Annotated in this window: 16 protein-coding genes and 1 pseudogene; 7 read left to right on the plus strand and 10 right to left on the minus strand. The window is 69.3% G+C overall.

What is annotated here, in order from left to right; all coding sequences use genetic code 11:
• Positions 1 to 114: 114 nt before the first annotated feature.
• A complete protein-coding gene (locus BEK98_RS11595) occupies positions 115 to 357 on the minus strand; it encodes a helix-turn-helix domain-containing protein (RefSeq protein ID WP_094216374.1) in 243 nt (80 codons plus the stop codon).
• A 513-nt stretch (positions 358 to 870) separates the two neighbouring features.
• Between BEK98_RS11595 and BEK98_RS11600 the strand changes: the two genes are divergently transcribed.
• From BEK98_RS11600 to BEK98_RS11620, 5 genes are all read left to right on the plus strand, one after another.
• On the plus strand, positions 871 to 1,797 hold the full coding sequence (locus BEK98_RS11600; protein WP_094216375.1) for a hypothetical protein: 927 nt from the start codon (positions 871 to 873) through the stop codon (positions 1,795 to 1,797).
• Positions 1,794 to 2,492, plus strand: coding sequence for an ATP-binding protein (locus BEK98_RS11605; RefSeq protein WP_094216376.1), 699 nt, complete (start codon positions 1,794 to 1,796; stop codon positions 2,490 to 2,492). The genes BEK98_RS11600 and BEK98_RS11605 overlap by 4 nt, the downstream gene beginning before the upstream one ends.
• A gap of 93 nt (positions 2,493 to 2,585) precedes the next feature.
• Positions 2,586 to 3,917 carry a hypothetical protein gene (locus tag BEK98_RS11610; protein WP_208643080.1) on the plus strand — a complete coding sequence of 444 codons (1,332 nt, stop codon included), beginning with the start codon at positions 2,586 to 2,588 and terminating at the stop codon, positions 3,915 to 3,917.
• Between the two features lie 37 nt (positions 3,918 to 3,954).
• Entirely contained in the window at positions 3,955 to 4,602 is a 648-nt protein-coding gene (locus BEK98_RS11615) for a MobC family plasmid mobilization relaxosome protein (protein WP_078625265.1), read from the plus strand.
• Positions 4,599 to 6,305 carry a relaxase/mobilization nuclease domain-containing protein gene (locus BEK98_RS11620; RefSeq protein WP_094216377.1) on the plus strand — a complete coding sequence of 569 codons (1,707 nt, stop codon included), beginning with the start codon at positions 4,599 to 4,601 and terminating at the stop codon, positions 6,303 to 6,305. Before BEK98_RS11615 ends, BEK98_RS11620 begins: the two co-directional genes overlap by 4 nt.
• A gap of 7 nt (positions 6,306 to 6,312) precedes the next feature.
• On the opposite strand, the gene BEK98_RS11625 is transcribed toward BEK98_RS11620, so the two are convergent.
• The 7 genes and pseudogenes from BEK98_RS11625 to BEK98_RS11655 all read right to left on the minus strand — a co-directional run bounded on the left by BEK98_RS11625 (position 6,313) and on the right by BEK98_RS11655 (position 15,309).
• Positions 6,313 to 7,446 carry a hypothetical protein gene (locus BEK98_RS11625; protein ID WP_094216378.1) on the minus strand — a complete coding sequence of 378 codons (1,134 nt, stop codon included), beginning with the start codon at positions 7,444 to 7,446 and terminating at the stop codon, positions 6,313 to 6,315.
• Between the two features lie 88 nt (positions 7,447 to 7,534).
• Positions 7,535 to 9,615, minus strand: a pseudogene (gene fxlM / locus BEK98_RS11630) (methyltransferase, FxLD system).
• A gap of 21 nt (positions 9,616 to 9,636) precedes the next feature.
• The gene (locus BEK98_RS11635; RefSeq protein WP_094216379.1) at positions 9,637 to 10,911 is read right to left on the minus strand and encodes a lanthionine synthetase C family protein; all 1,275 of its coding nucleotides are present in this window, start codon (positions 10,909 to 10,911) and stop codon (positions 9,637 to 9,639) included.
• A complete protein-coding gene (locus BEK98_RS11640) occupies positions 10,908 to 13,922 on the minus strand; it encodes a lantibiotic dehydratase (RefSeq protein ID WP_094216525.1) in 3,015 nt (1,004 codons plus the stop codon). Before BEK98_RS11640 ends, BEK98_RS11635 begins: the two co-directional genes overlap by 4 nt.
• 157 nt (positions 13,923 to 14,079) lie before the next feature.
• A complete protein-coding gene (locus BEK98_RS11645; protein WP_016825826.1) occupies positions 14,080 to 14,259 on the minus strand; it encodes an FxLD family lanthipeptide in 180 nt (59 codons plus the stop codon).
• Positions 14,260 to 14,447: 188 nt separating this feature from the next.
• A complete protein-coding gene (locus BEK98_RS11650) occupies positions 14,448 to 14,636 on the minus strand; it encodes a hypothetical protein (protein ID WP_033308377.1) in 189 nt (62 codons plus the stop codon).
• A gap of 226 nt (positions 14,637 to 14,862) precedes the next feature.
• Complete coding sequence (locus BEK98_RS11655) at positions 14,863 to 15,309, minus strand: ATP-binding protein (RefSeq protein WP_094216380.1); 447 nt, start codon at positions 15,307 to 15,309, stop codon at positions 14,863 to 14,865.
• 277 nt (positions 15,310 to 15,586) lie between these two features.
• Between BEK98_RS11655 and BEK98_RS11660 the strand changes: the two genes are divergently transcribed.
• Together BEK98_RS11660 and BEK98_RS11665 are read left to right on the plus strand one after the other, a co-directional pair.
• A complete protein-coding gene (locus BEK98_RS11660; RefSeq protein WP_483027324.1) occupies positions 15,587 to 16,834 on the plus strand; it encodes an NsdA family TPR-like regulatory protein in 1,248 nt (415 codons plus the stop codon).
• A complete protein-coding gene (locus BEK98_RS11665) occupies positions 16,831 to 17,370 on the plus strand; it encodes a GNAT family N-acetyltransferase (RefSeq protein WP_033308375.1) in 540 nt (179 codons plus the stop codon). The genes BEK98_RS11660 and BEK98_RS11665 overlap by 4 nt, the downstream gene beginning before the upstream one ends.
• A 62-nt stretch (positions 17,371 to 17,432) precedes the next feature.
• Here BEK98_RS11665 and BEK98_RS11670 read toward each other — a convergent pair whose 3' ends face one another.
• Together BEK98_RS11670 and BEK98_RS11675 are read right to left on the minus strand one after the other, a co-directional pair.
• On the minus strand, positions 17,433 to 18,680 hold the full coding sequence (locus tag BEK98_RS11670; protein ID WP_244201837.1) for a phospholipase D-like domain-containing protein: 1,248 nt from the start codon (positions 18,678 to 18,680) through the stop codon (positions 17,433 to 17,435).
• A 148-nt stretch (positions 18,681 to 18,828) separates the two neighbouring features.
• A complete protein-coding gene (locus BEK98_RS11675) occupies positions 18,829 to 22,257 on the minus strand; it encodes a serine/threonine-protein kinase (RefSeq protein WP_094216382.1) in 3,429 nt (1,142 codons plus the stop codon).
• Between the last annotated feature and the right edge of the window lie 301 nt (positions 22,258 to 22,558).

The raw sequence follows: 22,558 nt of genomic DNA on the forward strand, positions 1-22,558 counted from the left end.
GGTTTCGGTAACCGGGGATCGGGTGCTATAAGCCCCCGGCAGACTCAGCTCACGAGCCGACAGGGCAGGGGGCCGGACACGCAGGAGTCGGCTGCCTCTCGCCTCACGAGCCGATCACTGGAGCAGGGTGAGGAGAGGGACATCCAGGGCTTGGGCGAGAGCGACTAGGTCGTCGACGTCGCGCCGGCGTTGGGCGCGTTCGATGCGGGACAGCATCGTGTTGGACATCGGGCGGCCGAGGGCGGTGACATGGGCGGCGAGTTCGCGTTGAGCGAGGCCGCGTTCCGTGCGGAGGATTTCGATGGTGCGGGCGGCCCGTATTCCGTACGGACCGATTTCCAGGGGTCGTGCTGCCATGGCTCCATTTGTAGCTCGCATTCGCCGGTTTGGTGAACCGGCGATCGTCGTCTATGTTGCGCTCGCGCGGTTGGCCGGGTAAGCGACCGCGGAAGGTCGGGATGTATCGAAATCCGGTACATCTACTGCCACTCTGCGAGTGCTCTGACGTGGGGTGTTGTGTTGTAGCTTCCCTCTCGGCGGGGCGCCAACGGCTTCTCTATGTGATGCTTCTGGCTCGGCAACCAAGGCAACTATTTCGTCAACCGCCGATCGTGCCCTACAGTTTTGCAACCTCCCCTTCCCGACTCCTTTCTCTGCGCCTTTCTGCCGTGAGAGATTGCGCGGGAAAGGGCTGGACTTGCGCCGCATGGGTGTGGCTATGTTGACGACACCCCCGGAAAGCGCGAGTGGCCATCGACGCGCCCCGCGCGGCAGAACCAGTCAACTCCCCCACCCCTGAAGCCCGTACCGCCCATCGACGGTGAGCAATGGGTGCCCGCCCATCTGCAACCGAGTGAGGAACCGCCCCTCTTGGCCCGAATCCGCACCATCAAGCCCGAAGCCTTCGTCTCCGAGTCCTTGGCCGCCGTCTCCCTGACCGCCGAGCGCACCTTCCTCGGCCTTCTCACCCAGGCCGACGACCAGGGCCGCCACCGCGACCACGCCGCGATCATCGCGGGACAACTGTGGGTGCTTCGCCCTGAACACGGGCCCTCGGACGTCGAGACTGACCTCGCCCAGCTCGCCGACGCCGGGCTGATCTGCCGCTACACGGGGCCGGACGACAAGCGGTACCTGCACATCGTCACCTGGAGCCGGCACCAGAAGATCAACCGGCCCAGCAAGAGCCGCCTCCCCTCCTGCCCGCACCACGACACCCCGGCCGCCGGAGCCATGCCAAGCGCCGCAGGGGTCGGCTTCACGGAGCCCTCACTGTCGCCTCGCGGAGCTCTCCGTGAGGGCTCAGGGGAGATGTGCGAGCCCGCAGTGAATCCGGACACCGATGACGAAGTCGCAGGTCAGGGCAGATTCACGGCGTCCTCAGTGAGGACTCACGGAGAGCTCCCGGAGCCGTCGGTGAAGCCTCACTGCCCGGATCTAGGACCTAGGATCATGGATCTAGGAGATACCCCTTCGGGGGGCGCAAGCGCCCTCGCGCCTGACACCGTCTCGGCCAAGCAGCTCCTTGGCGAGTACGTCGCTGCGTGCACCCACCGCCCGCCGGATGCCTTTCTGAACCAGCTCGGCGGACAGGTGCGCAAACTGCTCGACGAGGGCATCTCCCCCACCCATCTCCGGGCCGCCCTCGAACGCCATCGCGTCAAGGGCCTGTCCCCGAGCGTCCTGCCCAGCCTCGTCCACGAGGTCATGAACGCCGCCTCCCCCGCCACGCCCGCCGCCCACCGGGCGTGGACGAACCCCACCGACGTCGTCGCCGCCTACGGAGATGAGCTCTGACCGCCACCCTCAGCCGAGAGCCTCGCCAGCTCGGCCCACTCGCCGACCGGCTCAACGGCATCCTGGCCAGCCGCGGCATCGACCCCACCGCCGCTGCCGCCCAGGAACCACCTGCCGAGCGCGTCACCGCCCTGGAGCTGGCCGACGCGCGCATCCCCGCCCGCTACCGCCGCGCCCTGGCCAACCACCCCCAGATCACCGCCTGGGCCGACCAGATCGCCCGCGCCGGACGCCCCGGCCCGACCGGACCCGGCATCGCCGAGGGCCCGTCGCTGCTGATCGCCGGCCCCACCGGCACTGGCAAAACCCACCAGGCGTACGGCGCCGTCCGCGCGCTCCTCACCCGAGGCGTCCGCCTGCGCTGGGAGGCCACCACCTCCGCCGACCTCCACGCGCGGCTCCGCCCCCGCGCCGGCCACGACGGAGAACGGGAACTGCAGACGCTGGCCCGCTGCCCGCTTCTGCTCCTGGACGACCTCGGCGCGGCCAAGACCAGCGAGTGGACCGAGGAGCTGACCTACCGGCTGATCAACCACCGGTACGAGCACATGCTCCCCACCCTCATCACCACCAACCTCCCCACCGCCGAGCTCCGCACCGCGCTCGGCGACCGCGTCGCCTCCCGCCTCGCCGAGATGACCGAACGCGTCATCCTCACCGGCCCCGACCGACGCCGTACTGCGCCCGCCGCCTGACGGCAGCCGCGCGTCTCCCTCCCCCCTGCCTTCACCTCACCCGCCCGCGCACAGGCATGCCCTCGATCGCGCGGGCCCTTGGAGAGCCCCTGCATGACATCCGGCAGCATCGTGGCCACAAGCGCCGCAAAGTCCCAGGCAGCGTCCCTGGCGCACTGGATCCCCTCACCCACAGCAGCCGTAGCCCCACTCGTTGCCCTCGCCTTGGCCGCTGGATGGCTGTGGCAGCGCGCCCGCAAGCGCGGCAACAGGCAGCAACGTGTCACCGCCGCCGTCCCGGTCGCCGCCGTCGCTGCGATCGGCTGCACCGCCTACAGCGCGGACACGAGCTGGCGGTTCGCCGCCGACTACCTCGACATGGGCGGCACCGTCGAGCGCGCCGCGATGTTCGCCGCCGCCGAACTCGCCCTGTTCGCCACCGCCCTGATGGCCCGGCAGAACCTCAACGGCCCCAAGCAGGCACCCGGAGCGCCCGGCACCCTCACCTGGGTGATCACCGGCGTGCAGATCGTGCCCGCTTACGCCGAGTCCGGACTGATCGGCGGAACCGTGCGCGCCTTCGTCGGCCCGGTGCTGGCGGCCGTGCTGTGGCACCTGGCCATGGGCATCGAACTACGCAACCGCAGCCCGCACGCCGACTCCCGCAGCCTGACCGCCGTCCTCACCCGACAGGCACGCGAACGGCTGCTGGCCCGCCTGGGGATCGCCGACCGGGACGCAGACTCCGCCCGGATCATCCGCGAGCGCGCCCTCGACCGGGCGGTCACCCTGATCCTCCGGGCAGAAACCATGAAGCCCGAGAAACGCAGCAAACCGCGAGGCCGACGCCTCACCCGCCGCCTGCACAAGGCCCTGGAGCAGGCCGACGTCGACCGCGACGAACGCCAGGACGAGCTGCTGCTGCGCAAGCTCGCCACCCGCCAACAGGCCCTCGCCCTGGTCACCGTCCCGTTGCCCGCCCGTTGGCCCGATCTTGCCGAGCGCACGACGGGCGGCACCGTGACCGCCCGCCCGCGGGCCACGGCAGCGAAGCGGGCAGAGGCTCCGGGCCGCCCGCCCGCCAAGGTCGCGGGCGGTGACACTGCCGACCGGGCAGCCCGCCCTCAGCCCGAGAACCGCCCGCAGCAGCCCGCCCGCACGACCTCCAGCCCGGAATCGAAACCGGGCGGGGAGCCGCAGGGCGACGATCCGGGCAAGACCTCGCGGGCGGAGCCGAATGGCCAGGGCCGCAAACCGCGCGCCACACGCGAGCTCCTCATCGACTACGCAGATCACCTCTACGACGAGCACGGACGTCTCTCCCGTGACCTGCTGGAGGAGACCGTGCGCGCGAACGGCTACAGCGTCGGCAGCGACATCGCCGGAGAAGTCGTCCGCACCGTCAAGGCCAGGGAACAGGCCGCGCGCGCCGACCACCCTCACTGAGACCGCCCCCGCCCCCAACCTCATGGAAGACCGATCAATGCACGACTCGCACCACGAACTGCCGGTCGCTCCAACAGAGATGACCACCCCCACCTCGGCGGGAGCAAGGTATCCCGCTGGACCGTCCAGGGACGGCCGCAGCGGGGACGCCTCCGCCCCGGGGGTGGCGGAGGCACTCGGGCACCAGGGGGTGCCCGAGCAGGAACAGCCCGTCGACACCGCCGCCGTCGCGCTGCCGCGTGCCGCCGAAGCCGCCGCGCTGCACCGCGTCGCCCGACGCCGCAAGCCCGATCCGAACGGCCAACGCAAGGAGCGAGTCGACGCCCGCTACAGCGTCGAGGAGAAGGCCGACATCCAGCGCATGGCCCGCTCGCTGAACATCGCCGGCGCCCACTACGTTGGAGCCGTCGTCATGGCCCACGTCCACGGCGACCTCGCCCTGCCCGGCCAGCGCACCGAGCTCGACGACTACATCGACGAGCTCACCGCCCTGCGCAGCGAGGTCGCCAGGATCGGCCGCAACCTCAACCAGATCACCAAGAAGCTCAACTCCGGCGGCCCCCCGCACCCTGGGGACACCGCTGTCCTGGCCCAGACCGAGCGCACCCTGGACGCGGTTGGCACGGCCGTCCGCCACATCGCGGCCGCCGCGAACCAGGCCGTCGCCAAGCGGGCGGCCCGGTGATCGCGAAGATCAGCGGTGGCAAGGAGACCGCGGGCCTGATCCGGTACCTGTTCGACACGAAGAAGGCCAAGGACCACACCGACCCGCATCTGGTCGCCTCCTGGGACGGCTTCGCCCCCGACCCCGGCCGCGCTGAGGACCCTGACGCGGCCAGGAGGCTCCTCGTGGCCGACCTCGACCTGCACGTCAAGCAGGCCCGGCGGCTCGGCCGTGCCCCGGAGCGGCACACGTGGCACTGCTCGATCCGGGCCGCCGAGAGCGACCGCCACCTCAGCGACGAGGAGTGGGCCGCCATCGCCCGCCGGGTCGTCGAGGCCACCGGCATCGCGCCCGCCGGTGATCCGGACGGCTGCCGCTGGGTCGCCGTCCGCCACGCCCCCGACCACATCCACATCGCCGCCACCAAGGTCCGCGCAGATCTGCACGCCGCACGCCACTGGAACGACTACCTCACCGCCGACCGCGAACTCGCCGCCATCGAGAAGGAATACGGCCTCTTCCGCGTCGCCCGCGGCGACCGCACCGCCGCCAAGCGGACCACCCGCGCCGAGCAGGAGAAGGCCCGCCGTACCGGCCAGCGAATGCCCGCTCGCGAGCGCCTGCGTGCCACCGTGCGCACCGCTGTGGCCGCTGCTTCCACTATGGAGGAGTTCGTCCACCTGCTCAGCCACATCGACGGCGTACTCGTCGAGATCGTGCACTTCCCCTCCGGCGACGTCCGCGGCTACAAGGTCGCTGCCGAAGACACCACCACCGCCGACAACAGGCCCGTCTGGTACTCCGGCTCCGAACTCGCCCCCGACCTGTCCTTCCCCAAGATCCGAGAACGCCTGGAGAACACCGAACCGCAGGCAGGCGCCCAGCCGGGTCGGCGCAGGCCGAACACGTGGCACCAGGCCACTGCTTCCGCAGAACGCATCCCGCGCCACCTCGACCGGACCGACGACGAAGCCTCCCAGGCCCACCTCGCCGCCTTCGGTGAAGCCCTCGACGCCCTTCCTCTCCTCGCGCCCCAGGCTCTTCGGCCTCAGCTCCGAGAGGCGGCAACGGCGTTCGAGCGCGCCACACGCTCCCGCATCCAGGCCGAACACCAGCACGCCCGCGCCCTGCGTGGTGCCGTGCGGGCGATGCTCCGCGATCCGGTACCCAGGGACGGCGCCGCCCTGGCGATGTTCCTCGACGCCGCGATCCTCGTCGTCATCGCCGCCGCTCGCTGGCACCAGCTCCGCCACCACGACCAGCAGGTTGCCGCCGCCCAGCAGACCCTGCTGCACCTCCAGGCGGCCTACGACCAGGCAGCCGCCGCACCACTGGCCGCCCTCGCTCAGCGCCGACCGCCTCAGCAGGCGGCGGACAGGCACATCCTCCACCTGCACCAAGTCGTGCCCGATCACGTCGAGCAGATCACCGAAGATCCCGCCTTCGGTGCCCTGACCACTGCCCTCGCCGAAGCCGAGGCAGCAGGCCACAACCCGGAGCAGCTTCTCCAGCAGGCTGTCGACCAGCGGACCCTGGAGGACGCCCGATCCCCCGCAAGGACCCTGGCGTGGCGAATCGAACGCCTCAGCGCAAGGCCGGCGCCCACTGCACGAGCCCTGGCAGCGCAGGCCCGGAGCGCAACACAACGGTCCGCTGCGCCATTGCCGACGACGGCAACGGCTGCCCCGGTTGTTCCGCAAGCACCGCGAGGACGGCGGCGGTAAAACGACGTCAGAGCCGCAGGGGCTGCGTCCCTCCGGGATCTGAGGGACGTGCGAGGCTTTCCCGGATCACGCGGTCGCTGGTGCGCAGAGCCGCCGTCAGTTCTCCTCGCAGCTCGTTCGGAAGGGTCCCTGAGCCGAGGGCGCAGGCGCGCACCAGCACGCGACAGTCCTGCATTTGCCGGTCCGTGGCGATCTCGGTGAACAGAGGGTGAGCCAGGGTCTCGCGGGCCGCATAGCCGTCTTCGGTGTCCGTCGTCCTGCGATGGAGGCCCTCGACGATGCGATGCGCGGCGAGCGCATCGGCGGAACCGAATGCGTCGAGGACCGTAAGTCCGAGCCGGGTGTCGAAGACGGTCATCCCGGGTTCGGCCTTCCGTCCGAGGTAGGCCGTCACCAGATCCGCCAGGTGGCCGTCGGTCGGCTGCCCGGCGTCGCGGCGGCATAGAACGGTCAGACATGCCGTGACGGCTTGTTCCCACGGGTCGCCGGGCATCGTGTCGGCAAGGAGGGCAGCGGCCCGCGCGGTGTCACCCGCAACGAGGGCGGCGAGTACGGCGACCTGTCGGCCGTCGAGCATTCGCTTTCCGATGCCGTGGTGGGCTCCGATGTGCGCCAGCGCCTCGGGCCATCGCCCCTCGGCGGTGAGGGTGCGCGTGCCGTCCGCGAGGAGGACGCGCCACAGCCACGCGCGAACCTCCTGGCGGTCTTCGCCGGTCGCAGTGAGGTTCGCAGGTACGTTGACGCCTTCGAACCGGGCGGCTGTGCCCGTCTCGATGGCCTTGTACAGGTTGAGGAGTCGCTGACGGCCCTCGTCGGGGTGGCCGGCGCGGATCTGGAGGCGAGCGAGGTTGACGGCCGGTTCCAGTCCGCGGATTGCGCTCATGCCGGGCAGGGGGCAGGCGTACAGGTAGGCGGCGGCGTGCTGGTGGCACATCTCGCGGGCGAGCTCGGGGAGGTCGAGGTCGGAGGCGATGAGCGCGGCCTGGTTGTAGACGGCCGAGGCGAGCCCCTGGTCGGTCCTTTTCACCGCGTTGTCGGCCAGGTCGACGAGTGCGCGTACGCGTTCAGGCAGGGGCAGGCAGGCGGGGCGGAAGCGGGCGACGAGCGGGAAACGCTGGGCTATGGGGCCGTATGGGTCCATGGATCCCCCAGGTCGAGAGCGAAGACTGATGAGGCGCCGGTGTCCGCCAGCTGTACGCCGACGGGCACCGTCCGCTACGCGTGGGGCGTCATCGCCAGTCGACGACGATGCGGTTCAGCGGTGTGTCGAGGGCAAAGAGACCGGGGCGCTGCTCGATGGCGGGGGTGTCGAGGGGCTGGATCTCGAACGTGGCCTCACGACCTCGGTACTCCCTGTCCCAGGTACGGATGGTGTCGGCGACCTTCGCGGCCAGCTCGTCGCTGCCGGGGCCGTGGCCGATGACGCCGAACTCCCAGAGCCTGTCGCCCTCGGGGGTCTTCTGATTGGACACGCGCCGGGCGAGGTAGGTAACGGCACCCTTGTCAACGACCGCAGTTGACGAGGGGTAGGGGTCCTCGGTGAGCAGCGTGCCCTTGGCGCTCTGGGGGAACAGCATCCGGATCAGACCAGAGGGGAGGGAGCAGGTGACGAACAGTTCCATCCACTCCGGCGACTCCATGGCGCGGACCGTCATGCCGGTCCACTCCTCGGTGCGCGGCTGGGCGAGTACACCTGCGAGGGCATCGGCGTCGATGCTGAGCCCGGCGGGGGCCTGGAGTCGTACGGTGCCGTCCGTGCTGAGCGGGATGACTCGGCGGTCGTCATCGGCGATGCCCCGCCGAAGGGGCATGAAGGTGTTCATCTCGCTGCCGAGGGAGACCCACCGGCCGTCGCGCTGCTCGTAGGCGATGGAGCGGGACACCGTGCCCTTCAGGCGCTGGGGGACGAGGAGCCGACCGCCGGGAGCGAGCTGCTGCAGCCAGGCGTGCGGCACGCCGTGCGCGCCCACAGTGGCGATGATCCGGTCGTACGGCGCTGCTTCGGCGTAGCCGAGTGCTCCGTCGCGGGTCACGGCCTCGACGTTGGTGATCCCGGCGGCGGCGAGGTGCGCACGGGCGCCCTCCACGAGGTCGTCGTCGACGTCGAGGGTGGTCACGTGTCCGCTCTCGCCAACCAGGTGGGCGAGCAGACCGGCGTTGTAGCCGGTGCCTGCGCCGAGTTCGAGGATGCGCTCGCCGGGCTGGGCTTCGAGCTGGTCCAGCATGAGGGCGACGACGCCCGGCTGGGAGGCGCAGGAGATGGATGTGCCGTCGGTGTCGTACTTGATGTGCACCGGTGCGTTGGCGTAGGCGTCTTCGAGTGACGCGTCGGGCACGAACACGTGGCGGGGAACGGTCCGCAACGCGGTCTCGACGGCGGGCGTGCGGGCGGGTCCGTCCGCCCGAAGCTGGTCGACCAGGGCGTTGCGGAGGCGCTCGGCGTCCGCCCTCGGGGTGGTGATCGCGTCGGTGTTCACCGCGCTGACGCTATCGATGTCGCCCGTTGCCTCGGTGGGCGACTCGGTGTGGTCACTCGTTCCCATGACTACCTCTCGTGCGATGTGGGACAGGGCGCTCTGGTCGTACCGGAGGAGACCGGCGCGGTTGGCGTGGAAGATCACGTGGTGGGCGATGACGGCTCGCAGGCCGCGGGTGAGGGCGCCGCGGCCTGCGAGGTCGGCGAGCGTGGCGCCGGCCCGTTCGAAGGCGGTCACCCATTCCTCGTGCGCGTGGAGTGGGCCACCAGGGCGGCAGAGGCTGTGGGCGTCTGCGGTCATGAGCTTGCGCATGGCCGGAGCCAGTTCGGCGGCTCGTTCGGACGGTTGTGGAGCGGTGGCTGGTCGAAGGGTCGCGACCTTCGCCCATACGTCGCCCTGTTCGAACCAGTCGAGTCCGGCACCGCGCATCATGACGCTCGCCAGCAGGACGGCGGATTCCCGGCGTCCCAGGTGCATCGGGCTCGGCTGGTAGGTGAGCAGGTGGCGGGAGTCGCTGTGGAACAGTTCGTGGGCTGTGTCCATGGCCTCCGGGCCGCCGAAGGTGTCGGTCTCGGGCTCGTAGACGCAGGGCAGGCACGACACGGCCACGCCGTCGCCGATGAGATCGCTCAGGAGCGACTCGATGGCTGCTGAGGGCTTGTCCGCGAGGTAACGCAGCGGCCAGGGCGTTTGTTCATGAACCACCAGCCGGTCAGCTGGCCGTCGGCCTCGGCCTCGATCAGGGCGGGGCCAAGGCGTTCGGCGATGGTGCGTCGGGCAATCTCGCGGTCGGCGAAGGCGATGTTGTGCTGCTGCCAGCGGTCGGGAGGCATTGAGGTCCTTCGGTCGGTGGATCAAGCGATGAGGAGGCATGCGTCCCAGGCGGACCGGGGTGGTGCGGCGGTGCTGGACGCGAGGAGGGTCAGGGCTATGCCGGCGGCGCCGTCGAGGAAGCCGGGGCCGCCTTCCTCGTCCTGGATGAGCGCCGTGGCCGTGAGTTCGGGGTCGGTGCCCGGTGGCATGACCGCAGCCAGGAGGGCCGGGATCGCGGCGCGGAGTTTCTCCGCGGTCGAGGGGTGGGCGTCGTCGGCCGTACGCGTGGCGACGTGGGCGAGGCCGGCGAACCCGTGGCAGAGGCCGTTGTCCGTCGTGGCCTTCAGCTGCTCGGGGGCGGTAAGGGCGGCCACGAGTGCTTTCTCCGCGGCAATCTGGCGGCGGGTGTCGCCGAGGGCAAGCGCGGCAAGTTGCTCGGCGCGGGCGAGGCCGGCGGTGCCGTAGCACCAGGATGGTCGCCGGGGTGCGGACGGGGCGAGATGCCAGCTTCGCAGCTCGCCCTGAGTGACCCAGTACGGCCAGACCGGTCCGCCGTCGACCTCCTCCTTCCAGCGGTCCAGCCATGCCAGGATGGTGTGCAGTGCTGCGTGGTGCCCATCGGTGACGGAGCCGTCCCGAGCGGCAAGGGCTAGGAGTGCGAGGACGCCGCCGATGCCGTGCGCCATACCGGTGTTGGCGTGCCCGCCGGGGAATCGGTCGTCCGGGCTGCCCGAGGGCCCGGTCTCCGCCCACCAGCCCGGAAGGGTCTCGCCGTGGTGGGTGATCGGTTCGGTGAGGCGCACGCAGTAGTCGAGAACGGCGCGCGTCGTGGAGCTGCCGGGGCTTCGGCGCAGTAGGTAGGCGCCGTATCCGGTGAGACCCCGGATGGCGTCGAACTCGGCGAGCTGCGGCAGGCGTCTGGCGTCGATGCGGCGGTGGGCCGCGTCGAGACGGCGTCCGACGTCGACCGTGATCTGGGCGTCCATCGCGTCGAGGGCGCGGTGGTAGGAGCCGGGAAGGTGGTCGGCGGCACAGGACAGGGCGTGGGCGAAGGCAGGCACTCCGTAGAACGGGTGGCTGTCCGGGCCGCTGGTGAGCGGCTGCCGGGAGGCGGCGGTGAGCCAGTCGTGGGCGCGGTGCCACGGGCCGAGGCCGTTCGCGGCCAACTCAATGTGCAGGAGCGCGATGCCGGGCGGCCCGTAGGCAAGATGCTGCCGATCCAAGGACAGCGTCCTAGAGCCGCATGGCATGGTCTCGGGGTCGGCGAGCTGGGCGGCGATGGTGTCGACCAGACCGAGCGCAGGGTGGGCGTTCACGAGGTTCTCCCCCGAGTGCGAGCCGTCCAGGCCAGGGCGGCGGCGCGCGCCAGGTAGAGGCACACCTCTTCCTCCAGGAAGTTCACGGCGACGTGGCGCACGAAGTGGACGTGCAACAGGGAGGTCAGAACGTCGTCGAGGGCGATGCCCTGGGTGTCCGGGCCGGGAAGGTGCGGCCGGTACGCGGCAAGCGCCGTATCCCGGTCAGTCCATCCGGACACGATGGCGTCTCCGCCCGGGACCCTGCGCAAGGCCGACCAGTCGTCGCTCGGGTCGGCGAGCCGTACGGCCTCGGTGAACTGCGGGCGCGGAACGGGCACGGGTGCGATCGGCGAGACATGGTCGATCAGCCACTGCATCCCAGCCTCGGTGGTGCCCAGGAAAGCGGAGGCGATGGCGACCGTGTGGGCCACCACCAGCGTGCGCTGGCCCGGACGCCGTGGCTGCGCGAGTTGGGCCAGGACGGCGCGCGAGTCCGCCCGGAACACCTCCTCGGCCGCCTCCCATGCGGTGCCGGAGCCCCAGCGGCCCATCTCCCGGTAGGAGGTGGGATAGCGCAGGTCGGCCAGCAGGCCGATGCTTCGTAGCTCGTCGGCCCAGGCGCTCACCGTTCGGGCCGTGTCGGCGAAGGCTTCCAGGGCGGGGAGGGCGATGCGTACGCGGAGGTGTTGGTCCGGGTCGCGGAAGCGGATGAACCACCATGGCGGGTTGCCGAGTTGTTCGAGTAGGCCGGGCAAGTACCGGGAGAGTAAGACGTCTTGGCGGCGGGGGTCACCGTACAGGGCGGCCAGAAGAACCGGGGAAGCGGCAGGTGTCTGCATCTGGGTCACCGACAGGGCACGAGCCCGGGTGGGGGCTGGCAGTGGCGGCCATGCCGACGGCCTGGTTGCTTTGAGGGGTACCACGACCTCGTGGGCTCGCCCACCGCACCAGCCGTACGCCTCCGGTTCCGGGGCCTCGACGAGCACGGCCAGGCGCGAATGGTCGAGGTGCCTGCGCAGGAGCGCACGGTGGCCGGCCTCGTCGAGGTCGAGGAAGAGGCGTCGGTCGTCCTCAACGAGATGGACGCGGTGCGGCAGCCTCCGCCGGGCACGCCAGTCGCTGAGCGCGGTGTCCCACTCGGCCCGAGGGCGGGCATGGCCGGGCAGTTCGGACGCTTCCAGCCGCCAGCGCGCCGGGGCCAGTACGGTCCGGCCGTACCGCAGACGTGGAAGGAACGGCATCGCAGCTGCGGCGCCCCAGTCGAAGACGGTGACCTGCGCGCACTGGGCGCGGGACAGTTCGGTGAGGAACCGCACCAGCGGCGGGGTGTGGGTGCGCAGGTTCAGCGCGTGCATCCCGACGGTCTCAACACGGTGGCCTCGCTCGGGGACAGCGAGGTACATGCGGCGGCCGTCGCACCCCACAGCCAAGTCCTCCGGGGACAGGACGGTGTCCTGCGGGGCGCGGTGCTCCTGAAGACTGATCACGGTGGGGAGAACCTGTGGGGAGCGGGTGACGTGGGCGCTCTCCGGGAGCAGGGGCGGGAAAGACAGCTGCGCGGGCACGGTGTTCCCGTCTGCGGCCGGGAGGTCGGCAAGCTCTGCGACCAGTGCCTCCCGGTCCGCGAGGGCCAGCACGCTGAGGAACCGGCCCGTGGAGACGCCGGCGCCTCGGGACACGCTCATGACCTCCAGCCGGAACCGCCCGCGCTGCAACTCCTCCAGGCTGGCCGCGTGTACCCGCACCCCGATCTCCAAGTGCGGCGGCAGCCGAGGCTCGTCGGGGCCCACTTCCAGGGCCTTGATCTGGTCGTCCGTGAGGATCACTTCGTCACGGCCGTCGAGTGCGGCGGCCTGGGCCAGCCGTACGAGGACGTCATCCCGAGCGGAGACGCGGGGCCTGCGTGGGCTGGCCGGAGCGCCTGGGTAGCCGTCGGGATAGCTGGTGCCGCTGTCCGCGACGACCTCCGCGAGCGGCACCATCGTGCCGATGCCGTACCGCTCGTAGAACCGCTGGTGGTACTCGTTCCAGGCGGCGGTCCCGTACGGGCGGCTGCTCAAGTGGGTCAGGATGAGAGCGGCGCGCTCGATCTCTCGGGCGACCGCTTGCGGCAGAACGATCTGTGCGTCCAGGCGGAGGTCGAGCGCGACGGAGTGGCGACGCAGGCCGGGGACGAGGTCTCGCATCCGCGCCGCGACGCTGTTCCGGCCGCCATGCGTGGCACATTCCTTCAGGCCCGCCCGGACCGCGTGGAGTTCGCGTACGGTCTCCGCGACCGGGGCGAGGCTTCCAGCGTCGACTGCGTCGAGTTGGCCCACCAGATACCTGAGGGCATCGGTCTCGGTGCTCGGAGCGTGCAGGCCCGTGATCAGCACCCGCTGCTGGACCAACTCCGCCAGCAGTTGACGTGCCTTCTCGGGACCGGCCTCGGGGAACTCCGCCTGGAGCTTGTCCACCAGGGTTCCGAACCGGATCGGCAGCCGGGCCGCGGCAAGGACCGCGCGCACCGGTCCGGTCAAGGCCAGAGACGCCTCGACCGCACGTGTCCGGTCGTCGTGGACGTCGGGCTGAAACGGCACGACGAGCCGGTCTCCCCGGTACGTCACGGTGTTGTTGACGACTACGGGTAGCCGTTCGAGCAGGTCCGGACACAACTCCAACCGCTCGACGACGGCAGCTAGCCACTCCGCCCCCGCGCGACCGACGGCCACGTGTTCCTCGCCCCAGTCGGCCCGTGCCTGCGGGCCGAACTCCGCGGTGGCCACGCCGGCGAACAGGCCGAAGGGCGTCGCCCGGTGCTGGGCCCGCAGCAGGTAGCGGGCCACGGACAGCGCTGTGCGCTGCACGTCACGGAGGGCGGGGCGTTCGGCCGTACACAGGGCCCGTACCTGCGTGGCCAGGGCCGGGCTGGAGTGGTGGAGTGCCTCGGCGACGTCACTGTCCGCCCATACCGTGCGTAGCCACGCTAAACGGGCAGACGAACCGCTGGGTGAGCGGTCATCGAGGTCAGGGCACGGAGGGAACGGCAACGAGGGCCGGGCCACGGCGCGCACCAGAGCGGTGGAACCGGTGCGGAACGCTGCAGTCGGAGCAATCACCAAGTACCTCCGTAGGTGAGGGGGCCGGCGGCTGGTGCCGCCGCGCGGAGACGCGGCGGCACCAGACCGGGGTGATCTCGGGACCGGGTCAGGCGACGTTGGTGGTGCAGGCGCCGCAGGTGGACCCGCAGTTGTCGTCGGTCAGGTTCACCAGGCCCGCCGGGTCGGCGATCTCGACGAGGGAGACGTCCAGGTCGAAGCCGTCCGATGCCCCAGGGATCTGCGGGCGTACTTCGGTGCGGCTGGGAACTACGGTGCTGCGAGTCATGCTTCAACTCCTCGTAATCGTTGTGGTGTTACTGGGCTGGAGCGCCCACCAGGTGCCGCCGCGGGAGCGTTGCCAGAGGGCTGCTCACCGGACGGCCCCTGGCTGCCCGGCAGGAGGGGACGTACTCCGCGTAGAAGTCCTCGCGGGGTGCCTGCCTCACGCCGGGAAGTCATGTGCCGGGATTCTGATCAAGCAGATGCCGGTCGCCGCTCCATGAAGTAGGCGAGCGCCTGGGCCTTGAGACGATCGAGACACGACTCGCACGCGTAGAAGGGAGCGTGCTGCCCGTCCCACTGCACCGGACCGAGCCAGATCACCAGGACGCCGGTACGCCCGCAGCCGAGCCAGCAGTCACCGGTGATCCACGGCCACTCCATGGAAGAACGTCCCCCTTCTCAACTGGTCGGGATAGTCGATCTGGCGGCCTGGCAGTTGGGAGCGCAGGCCCAGAGCTGGAACGGCAGGCCCCGGTGGCGTATCTCGCCCAGTCATCGACCGCTCGCTCCCAGTGGCCGGGTGCAGAGGGCACAGTCCATGGCCATCTGCTGGCGGGCTGGAGTCGGGCCAGATCCGGAAGGGGCGAGGATGCCGTGGCCGGGATGCTCACTTGCTGCCCTCGGTACGGAGTTCCGCCCAGACCTCTTTGCCCCAAGGGCGTCTGTCCGAGCCGTGCAGGTCGTAGCCCCAGCGGTCGGCGACAGCATCGACGAGGAGCAGCCCGCGCCCCGACTCGTCGTCGTCAGCCGCCTGGCTGAGTATGGGAAGACGCGACGGTTCCCGGTCCACGACCCCGACACGCAGTCGAGTCGCGCTTGGCCGTCCAACCGTGAGGCGAATCTCGGGACACGGCGTGTGCCTGGAGGCGTTCGCGATGAGTTCCGTGATGATCAGCGCGGCACGGTCGGCGAGACCGTCGAGGTGCCACACGCCGAGGATGTCTCGGACGAGTTCGCGGCCGAGCTCGGCTGTGGACGGCTTGCACGGGAAGGTCTGGCTGTACGTGGGGTGGCCGGTGGAGAGGGCCTCAACTGGTGTTCTCAGACTCGTCATTGGGGTGGAGCCTTCGTGTCGTCTCGGTGCCCGACCCACCCTCGCGAGGGAACCTCAGGGGCGGACCGGGCCGTCAACAGCCGCCCGCACGGTGGGGCGTGGCGGGCGACCAGCACCCAGACAACTCTTTTTTCCAGCAAGCTGGTTAGGACATTCAGGTACTTAGTCGACGGACTCACCTAGGGTGTTTTGACTTCCCCTTTACCTGGCGGGCGGGGATAGCGAGGGCTACCGTGCCCGCATGGACACCACCCGCAACACCGTTCTTGAGGCGTGGATGACCGAACACGGCTACAGCTCCAACAACCTCGCCGAGGCCGTGAACAGGGCCATTGAACGGTTGGTCGGGCGCCCTGGAGGACTCGACGGCTCATCGGTCCGGGCATGGAAATCGGGCCGGGTCACCTGGCCAAAGGCAGCCGCCCGCAAGGCACTTGAGGACGTCACCGGACTACCCGCCATCGCCTTAGGGTTCGTGCCACGGAGCCGGCCTTCGTCCACCCCGGCCCCACCACAGCAGGAGGACCCCGACATGAAGCGCCGCACCCTCGTCGGCAGCATCGCGGCGGTAGCCGCAGCAGCAGCCGCACCCGGTACAGCATCGCCGCGCCGGATCGGCATGAGCGACGTCAACCGCCTCAACAAGCGCTTCGCCGAGATCATCGCCAGCGACCACCGCCACGGCGGACAGCTCGGCATCGAACAGCGGGCCGCAGCCCTCGCCGACGAGGCGCTCAACCTCCAGAACGCAGGCAGCGCCACCCAGCGCGTACGAAGCAACCTCTACGCCTCAGCGGCCGCCTTCCGCTCCTCGGCGATGTGGGCCGCCATCGACGGCCGGCGCTACGACGTCGCCAAGGCACACATGCGCGAGGCCCAGGCCCTCGCCGAGATGTCCGGCGACCAGGCCATCAAGTTCCGCATCTGGAGCCACGCCGGCACCATGTACCGCCACATGGGCCGACCGGCGGACGCGTTCGCCGCCAACGACGTCGCCCGCAACCTGCACCTCACCCGCCGTGACCCCCTGTTCGCCTCCCTCGGCCTGGCCCGCCAGGGCGCCATCCACGGCGCAGCCCAGGACCGCACCGGCACCCGCCGTGCCTTCGAACAGGCCCAGGACGCCATGGTGCGCGCCGACCCCACCGACTACCGCCCGGTGTGGATGCTCGCCTTCTACGACCAGGCCGAACTGGACTCCCTGGCCCTCTCCGCGCACTTGGCTCTCGGTGACTACTCGACCGCCGAGTACCACGCCCACCGCTGCCTGTCCGCCCTCCGGCCCCACATGATCCGGTCCCGGGCCATCACCACCACCCGGCTCGCCCACGCCCAGCTCGCCCAGGGCGCCCCCGAAGCCGCCACGGCCACCGCGATGAAGGTCCCCGCTGAGGCTGCCACCCAGCACGCCCGGGTCACGCGCATGCTGCAGGAGTTCGGGGCCGCACTGCGCGCCACCGCGCCGGCCAGCTCCACCGTGCAGACCTGGACCGAGCACACCGCCACCTGGAGGATGGCCGCATGACCACGGCGCCCGCCATCGAACTGCGCACCTTCACCACCCTCGACACAGCCCGCGGCGACCTCCTCGACGTGTACGCCGACGTGCGCGCCCCGCTCCTCCACCTGCCGAATTACGCGGTCACCGCGTTCGGCGAACGCCTGGACCGGCACGGCACCGAGCCGGGGTTCACGGCCGTCCTCGCGTACGCGGACGGGCACCCGGTCGGCTACGCCTACGGCAACACCATCGAGCACGGCGACCGCTACTGGCAGCGCACCAGCCCGACGCCGGCGGAGATGTACACCGAGCGTCCGGCCGTGGCCCTGAAAGAGATCGGCGTCCGACCGACCTGGCGGAAGACCGGTACTGCCCGGCGTATCCATGACGCCCTCCTCGCCACACGCGACGAGCCGTACGTCACGCTCATGGTCAACCCGGCCGCTGGCGACGGAAAGGTCCACGCGCTCTACAAGTTGTGGGGGTACCAGGACATCGGACAGAGCCAGCCGTCACCGGCCTCACCGGTCCTCACCGTAATGATCCGAGCCAGCGGCTGACCGACGCTCACAAGACCCGGTGCAAAGGTGCAGCGGCATGCGGGAGGCACCACCGCTGACAGTTATCGGCGCTGGTCGGCGATCAGCTCAAGGTAGCGGGCGTACTGGGTGTCGGCGATCTGGCGGTTGCGGACGAGGCTTCCTTCCTCCATGCGGTAGGTGCGTTCGGGATCACCTTTGAAAGAGAGCCAGTTGAAGGACGTGGTCACCCAAACGTCGTCGTAGACGAGGACCTTGGCATGGGTGCTCTTCAGACGCGTGAAGCTGAGTTTGTCGCGGTAGCGGTCGGCGAGGTTGGTGAGTTTCCGGACGGAGGCAGGGTCGGTCTTGGTGTCGTTTTCCTCGTAGCCGTAGGCAATGTCCACTTTGACGCCTTGTTTGACCCGGCGTTCGAGTTTGCTAAGGAAGTCGGTGGTGATGATCGCGTTCTTGATCCACGGGGAGATGATCAAGAGTCGGCGGCGGGCGTTGGTGAGTGCGTCGTCGAGGACGTCCGGATGCTCGAAGACTCCGATGGCTCGGATCTCGTCTGCCTGTGGCTGCTGAACTGCCGGCGGACCGGGCATGGGGGCGTGAGCGCCGAGCTGGAATGCGGCCTGTTCTGCACGGTGCTGGGTGACCTCTTGCAGCGGTACGCGGGCCTTTTCGAGGTCGGGGTCGAGAAGAGGGCGTTCGGGGGGCGGCGCGACAGAGATGCCGAGGGCCTTGGCACCACCGTGGCCGATGAGAGCGAGTTCGTGGGCCTGACTGAGTTCGCCGTCGACGACGATGCCGACTTCGACGTCGGTACGGTCTGCGTCGGCATACACCAGGAGCTTGACCGGCAGGACACGGCGGGCCGGGGCCTGGGAGATGCCTTTGACCTGGAGGACTTCGCGTTTGTTGTTGCCGTTCTCGCGGAGCAGAGCGGTGATTTCCGCTGCGGTGATGTCTCCGTCGTTGACGGGCCCGGACCTTGCGGCGGGCAGCATGATCATGCCGTTTTCCTCGGCCTGCCCGCGCGGGATGGTGGTGCGGCGGTCGTAGGGGGCTACCTTCCACAGCATTTGGTCGTAGACGAGCGGCTGGTTGACCCGCACGGGCGCTACGGCGGCGGCCTTCTGGGCAGTGAGGTGGCCCTTGTCTGTGAGCCGCAGGCCGGGAGCCCGGCCTGCGTCTGCGGGGGTGGGGCGGGCCCATTTGAGGTCGTCTGAGCCGAACAGCACGGCGACGGTCCGGTCGACCATGTTTTCGGGCAGGCCGAGTAGGCCGGCGATACCACGCGTGTTGCTCACGTTGTGGTCGACCAGCCGCAGTACGAATTCCTCCATAAGCGGGAGGTCCTTGCTGTCCTGGGCGAGGACCTCGGCGGTGATCCGGGCGACAGGCAGTGCGGCGTCGGCGATCTGGATGAGTTCGAGTCCGGGACGGGTGTTGTGGAAGCGGAGGGCCAGGAGGCTGTCGTCGCCGAAGGTGGGGCTAGAGGTAGGCATTGCGGATCTCGCAGTCTTCCGGGTGGCCGCTCATGTAGTCGAGGACGTCGCGCAGGGCGCCGGGCTTGCTGCGGCAAAAGCCAGCGTCGCCAACGATGATCAAGCCGTAGCGGGCGCGGGAGAGAGCGACGTTGATGCGGCGCCAGTAGGGCTGGCCAAGGAATCCGAAGCGACCGCTGATGTTGCTTCGGGTCACGGAGAACACGACGAGATCGCATTCTCGACCCTGTACCGCGTCGACGGAGAGCACTTCTGGAGCGATGTGCTTGAGTCTCAGGGAGGCTAGGCGTTTGGTGAGTTCTTCGACCTGGCGGCCGTAGGGGGCGATCAGCAGGACGTCGAGGCGCTTGCCGTCGGGAGTCTTGATCACCCCCTTGTCGATGGCCCGGTCGATGACTTCCAGGCGTCGCATCGCGAGTTGGCCCTCAAGGCGGTTTGAAACGCTGGTTTGTGCGGCGGACTGCTCGTCCTCGCGGCGGTTCGGCAGAGCGCTGGTGTCCAGCCACAGGACGGGTTTGTTGACCGTGCTGTAGCCGGGAAGGACATGGTCGTTGGGCGAGATTAGCTTGTTGTCGTAGAAGCAGCTGCTGATCATGTTGCCGATCGCCGGGGTCATCCGGTACTGCTCGCGCAGCAGGTGCTTGACGGGTGCCTTGGTGGAGTTGGCGAAGTACTGGAACAGGGTGGTCTTCACCAGCTCGGGGATGAGCTGGTGATCGGCCATGATCTTTTCATCGCGCAGCAGATCCTCATCGATGGGAGGCAGCTGGTTGGTGTCGCCGACCAGCACCCATCGCTTGGCCCTGGCCATTGGCACCAACGCCTCGGTCGCGGTCGCCTTGGACGCCTCGTCGAAGATGCACAGGTCGAATTCGAGATCCCGGGCCGCCGGGTGGCCGAGGAAGCCGAGCGCGGTGCCGCCGATGACGCGCCGGGTGCGCAGGAAGCCCGCGATCAGGTTCTGGTCGGTGCCGATTCGCTGCAGCCATTCGCCCTGGAGGCGCAGCAGGTGCATCAGTTCCCTGCCGGTCCCGGCCGGGCCGAGGAGCGCCTCGACCACGTCGCGGGCGTCTGCGGCGCTCATTTCCTCGCGGAGGGTGAGTTCGCCGTCGAGCATGGTCTGCACTTCGGCGAACAGCTCTGCCCGCTGTTCGAGGAGCTGTTCTCGACGGGCTCGGGTGGTGACGACTTCCTCGCCGAGCTCTCTGGCGGAGGTGGTGCGCTCAGGCACAGGCTGGTTCGCCAGCTCGTCGAGGCGGGCCGTCACATGGGCGAGGTCGGCGGCCACGGCGGCGAGTTCTTCCAGCACCAGGGCCGCTTTGAGGTGGCTGGGCTGCTGGCCGCTGTTGGCGGCCACGCTCTCCAGATGCCGTTCTGCGCGCGTCCGGACACCCTGGGTCCACTTCTTGACTTGCCGGTCGAGCAGCAGCGGCTGTGCGCTTTCAGCGACGCGTGGATCGTCGACGCGGCCGAGGCGGACGAGTTCGGTGATGCCTGCGTCTTCAAGGCGCTTGAGGGCATTGTCGATGGCGATGTGGGTCTGGCTGACGATGAGGATGCGGGCGGTGGGATGCCGGCTGAGGGTCTGCTCGACGATCTCAGCGATCACGGTCGTCTTGCCAGTGCCGGGTGGTCCCTCGACGAGCAGTAGGTCCTGGGTGCCCAGGGCGTGGGCGACGACGTCCCGTTTGCTCTGGTCGAGGTCGGCGCGGACCCAGGTGGTGACTTCGGTGGGCGGGCCGACCTCAAGGACTCCGGGGTTATCGATGATCTGCCGCAGGTCGAGATTTGCGGTCTGGCCGGCGGCGACCGCGGTAAGTGCGTCGCGCTGCCGGTTGATCGCGTTCTGGCTGGGTCCGAGGAAGGGGAGCAGTACCCCCCGGGCGGGCAGGACGGCCTGGGGACGCGTCATTCGCAGGACGACGGTGTCGTCAGTGCGGTTGGTGATCTCGCCACGGTCGATGGGCCGACTGTAGGGGTACTCCGCGACGGACCACTCTTCACCGATTTCGGCGGTAGTGTCGGGCGCGGCGAGATGGAAGACTCGGGTGCGGCCGCCGCCTTCCAGCCGTTCGTACTGGATCGGCTGCCGCCCGTTGGCCGCCGCTTCCTCACGGGCTTCCAGGACGCGGCGCCAGCCGTCGAACAGGTCGCCGAGCTGCTGGCGCTTACCCTCCTTGGCCTGTGTCTCGCGTGCGTCAAGTTCTTCGTTGAGGCTGTCCAGCAGCAGGTTGAGGCCGTCGTACGCCGGGTCCTCGCCCGGATCGTTGAACGTCCAGGTGAGGATGGGGCCGAGTTTGAGGGCGGACGCACGGCGCTTGGCCATCCATTCCTCTGCTCGTTCCTCGGCCGAAACGATGACGCATCGGTCGCTTTGATCCTCGTCGTTGACCAGGCGCAGGAACAGACTCTGGCCGAACACCCGCACCGTGCCGGTGTCGACTTCGTCGCTCTGCGCGTTGTAGCCGTAGTCGACATGAACCGTGCCGGAGATGTCCGCGAGCACCGTGTTCTTCACCGCATCCCAGTCGATCTCTTCTCCGGCCGGGGTGGTGCTCAAGCTTTCGGCCGCGCGACGGGTCATCTTCAGCCAGAGCGCGTTGCGTTGGCGAGCATCACGGTTTTCGCAGACCCGTTCGGCCTCCAGGAGCCGGTGTTCGAGGACGATAGCGTTGGCTGGCCGCTTCTTCGGGTCAAGGTCGATGCAGGTTCTGAGGACGTTGCGGATCTCGGTGTCGAGTTCCAGACCGTCGAGTACCGTCGCCAGATCGTGGTAGTCACGTGCCTGGCTGCGGGAGAGGACCTGAATGGCCAGGACCGCGTAGGCGTACACGTCACGGACGTACGGGACTGCCTCGCTCTGCTCGGGCGGCGAGTACAGAGCGGATCGGAAGTCCGCGACCGTCTCGTCGGTCACGGCTGCGGCCTTGGACAAGATCTTGGCGATCCCGAAGTCGGCGAGCTTGACCGTGCCGTCGCCGGTCAGCAGGACATTTCCCGGTTTCAGATCACGGTGCTCGATCTCCTTCTCGTGGGCATACGCGAGGGCGGAAGCCAACGGTCCGCCTATGCGTGTGAAGTAGGCCGGCCAGTCAAGGGGACGGCCATCTGCCATCTCGTCCTTGAGGCTGCGGTCAATCCACTCCAGGGCGATGAAGTACCGCTCCAGCCCTTGATCCCAGCCAGAGTCGAGCATCCGCACGATATGGGGGTGGTTCAGTGCCTTGAGCGCCGAGGTCTCCCGCTCCAGGAAGATCCGGGTGATCGCGTCGTCCTCCCGCTGCTTGAGCAGCTTCACGGCGACGTGGTCACCGCCAGCGCTCTTGATGTCCACGGCCTTGCGGACCTCGGACAACCCCCCCGGGCGGGCCTCCTGAGGGAGCAACAGAAACCGGCCGTTAATCGTCGTCCCCACCCACTGCTCCTTGCTCCCCCGACTGCCGCGCAGTCCACCCAAGCGGCCATCTTGCCAGCGGCTTTCCCATCGGATCAGCAGTTTGCCCAGGGCGATACGGACTTGGCGAGTAATGGTCCCTTCGGAGTGGCTCTGCGAGAGGACGCCCCCCTTGACCCAAGCAGCGAGGCGTGATCGGAGTCGGCCCCTCGACCACGGTAGAACGCGTTGGGTGCTTGAGTGATGCGTGAGCGGACGATGCAGCGGCGGCGGCGAGGGATCGGATCGAAGGTCACATCGAACCTGACCTGACGAGGTGGTT

It is taken from the genome of Streptomyces diastatochromogenes, assembly GCF_002242805.1.
In the GTDB taxonomy this organism is placed as follows: Bacteria; Actinomycetota; Actinomycetes; order Streptomycetales; family Streptomycetaceae; genus Streptomyces; species Streptomyces diastatochromogenes.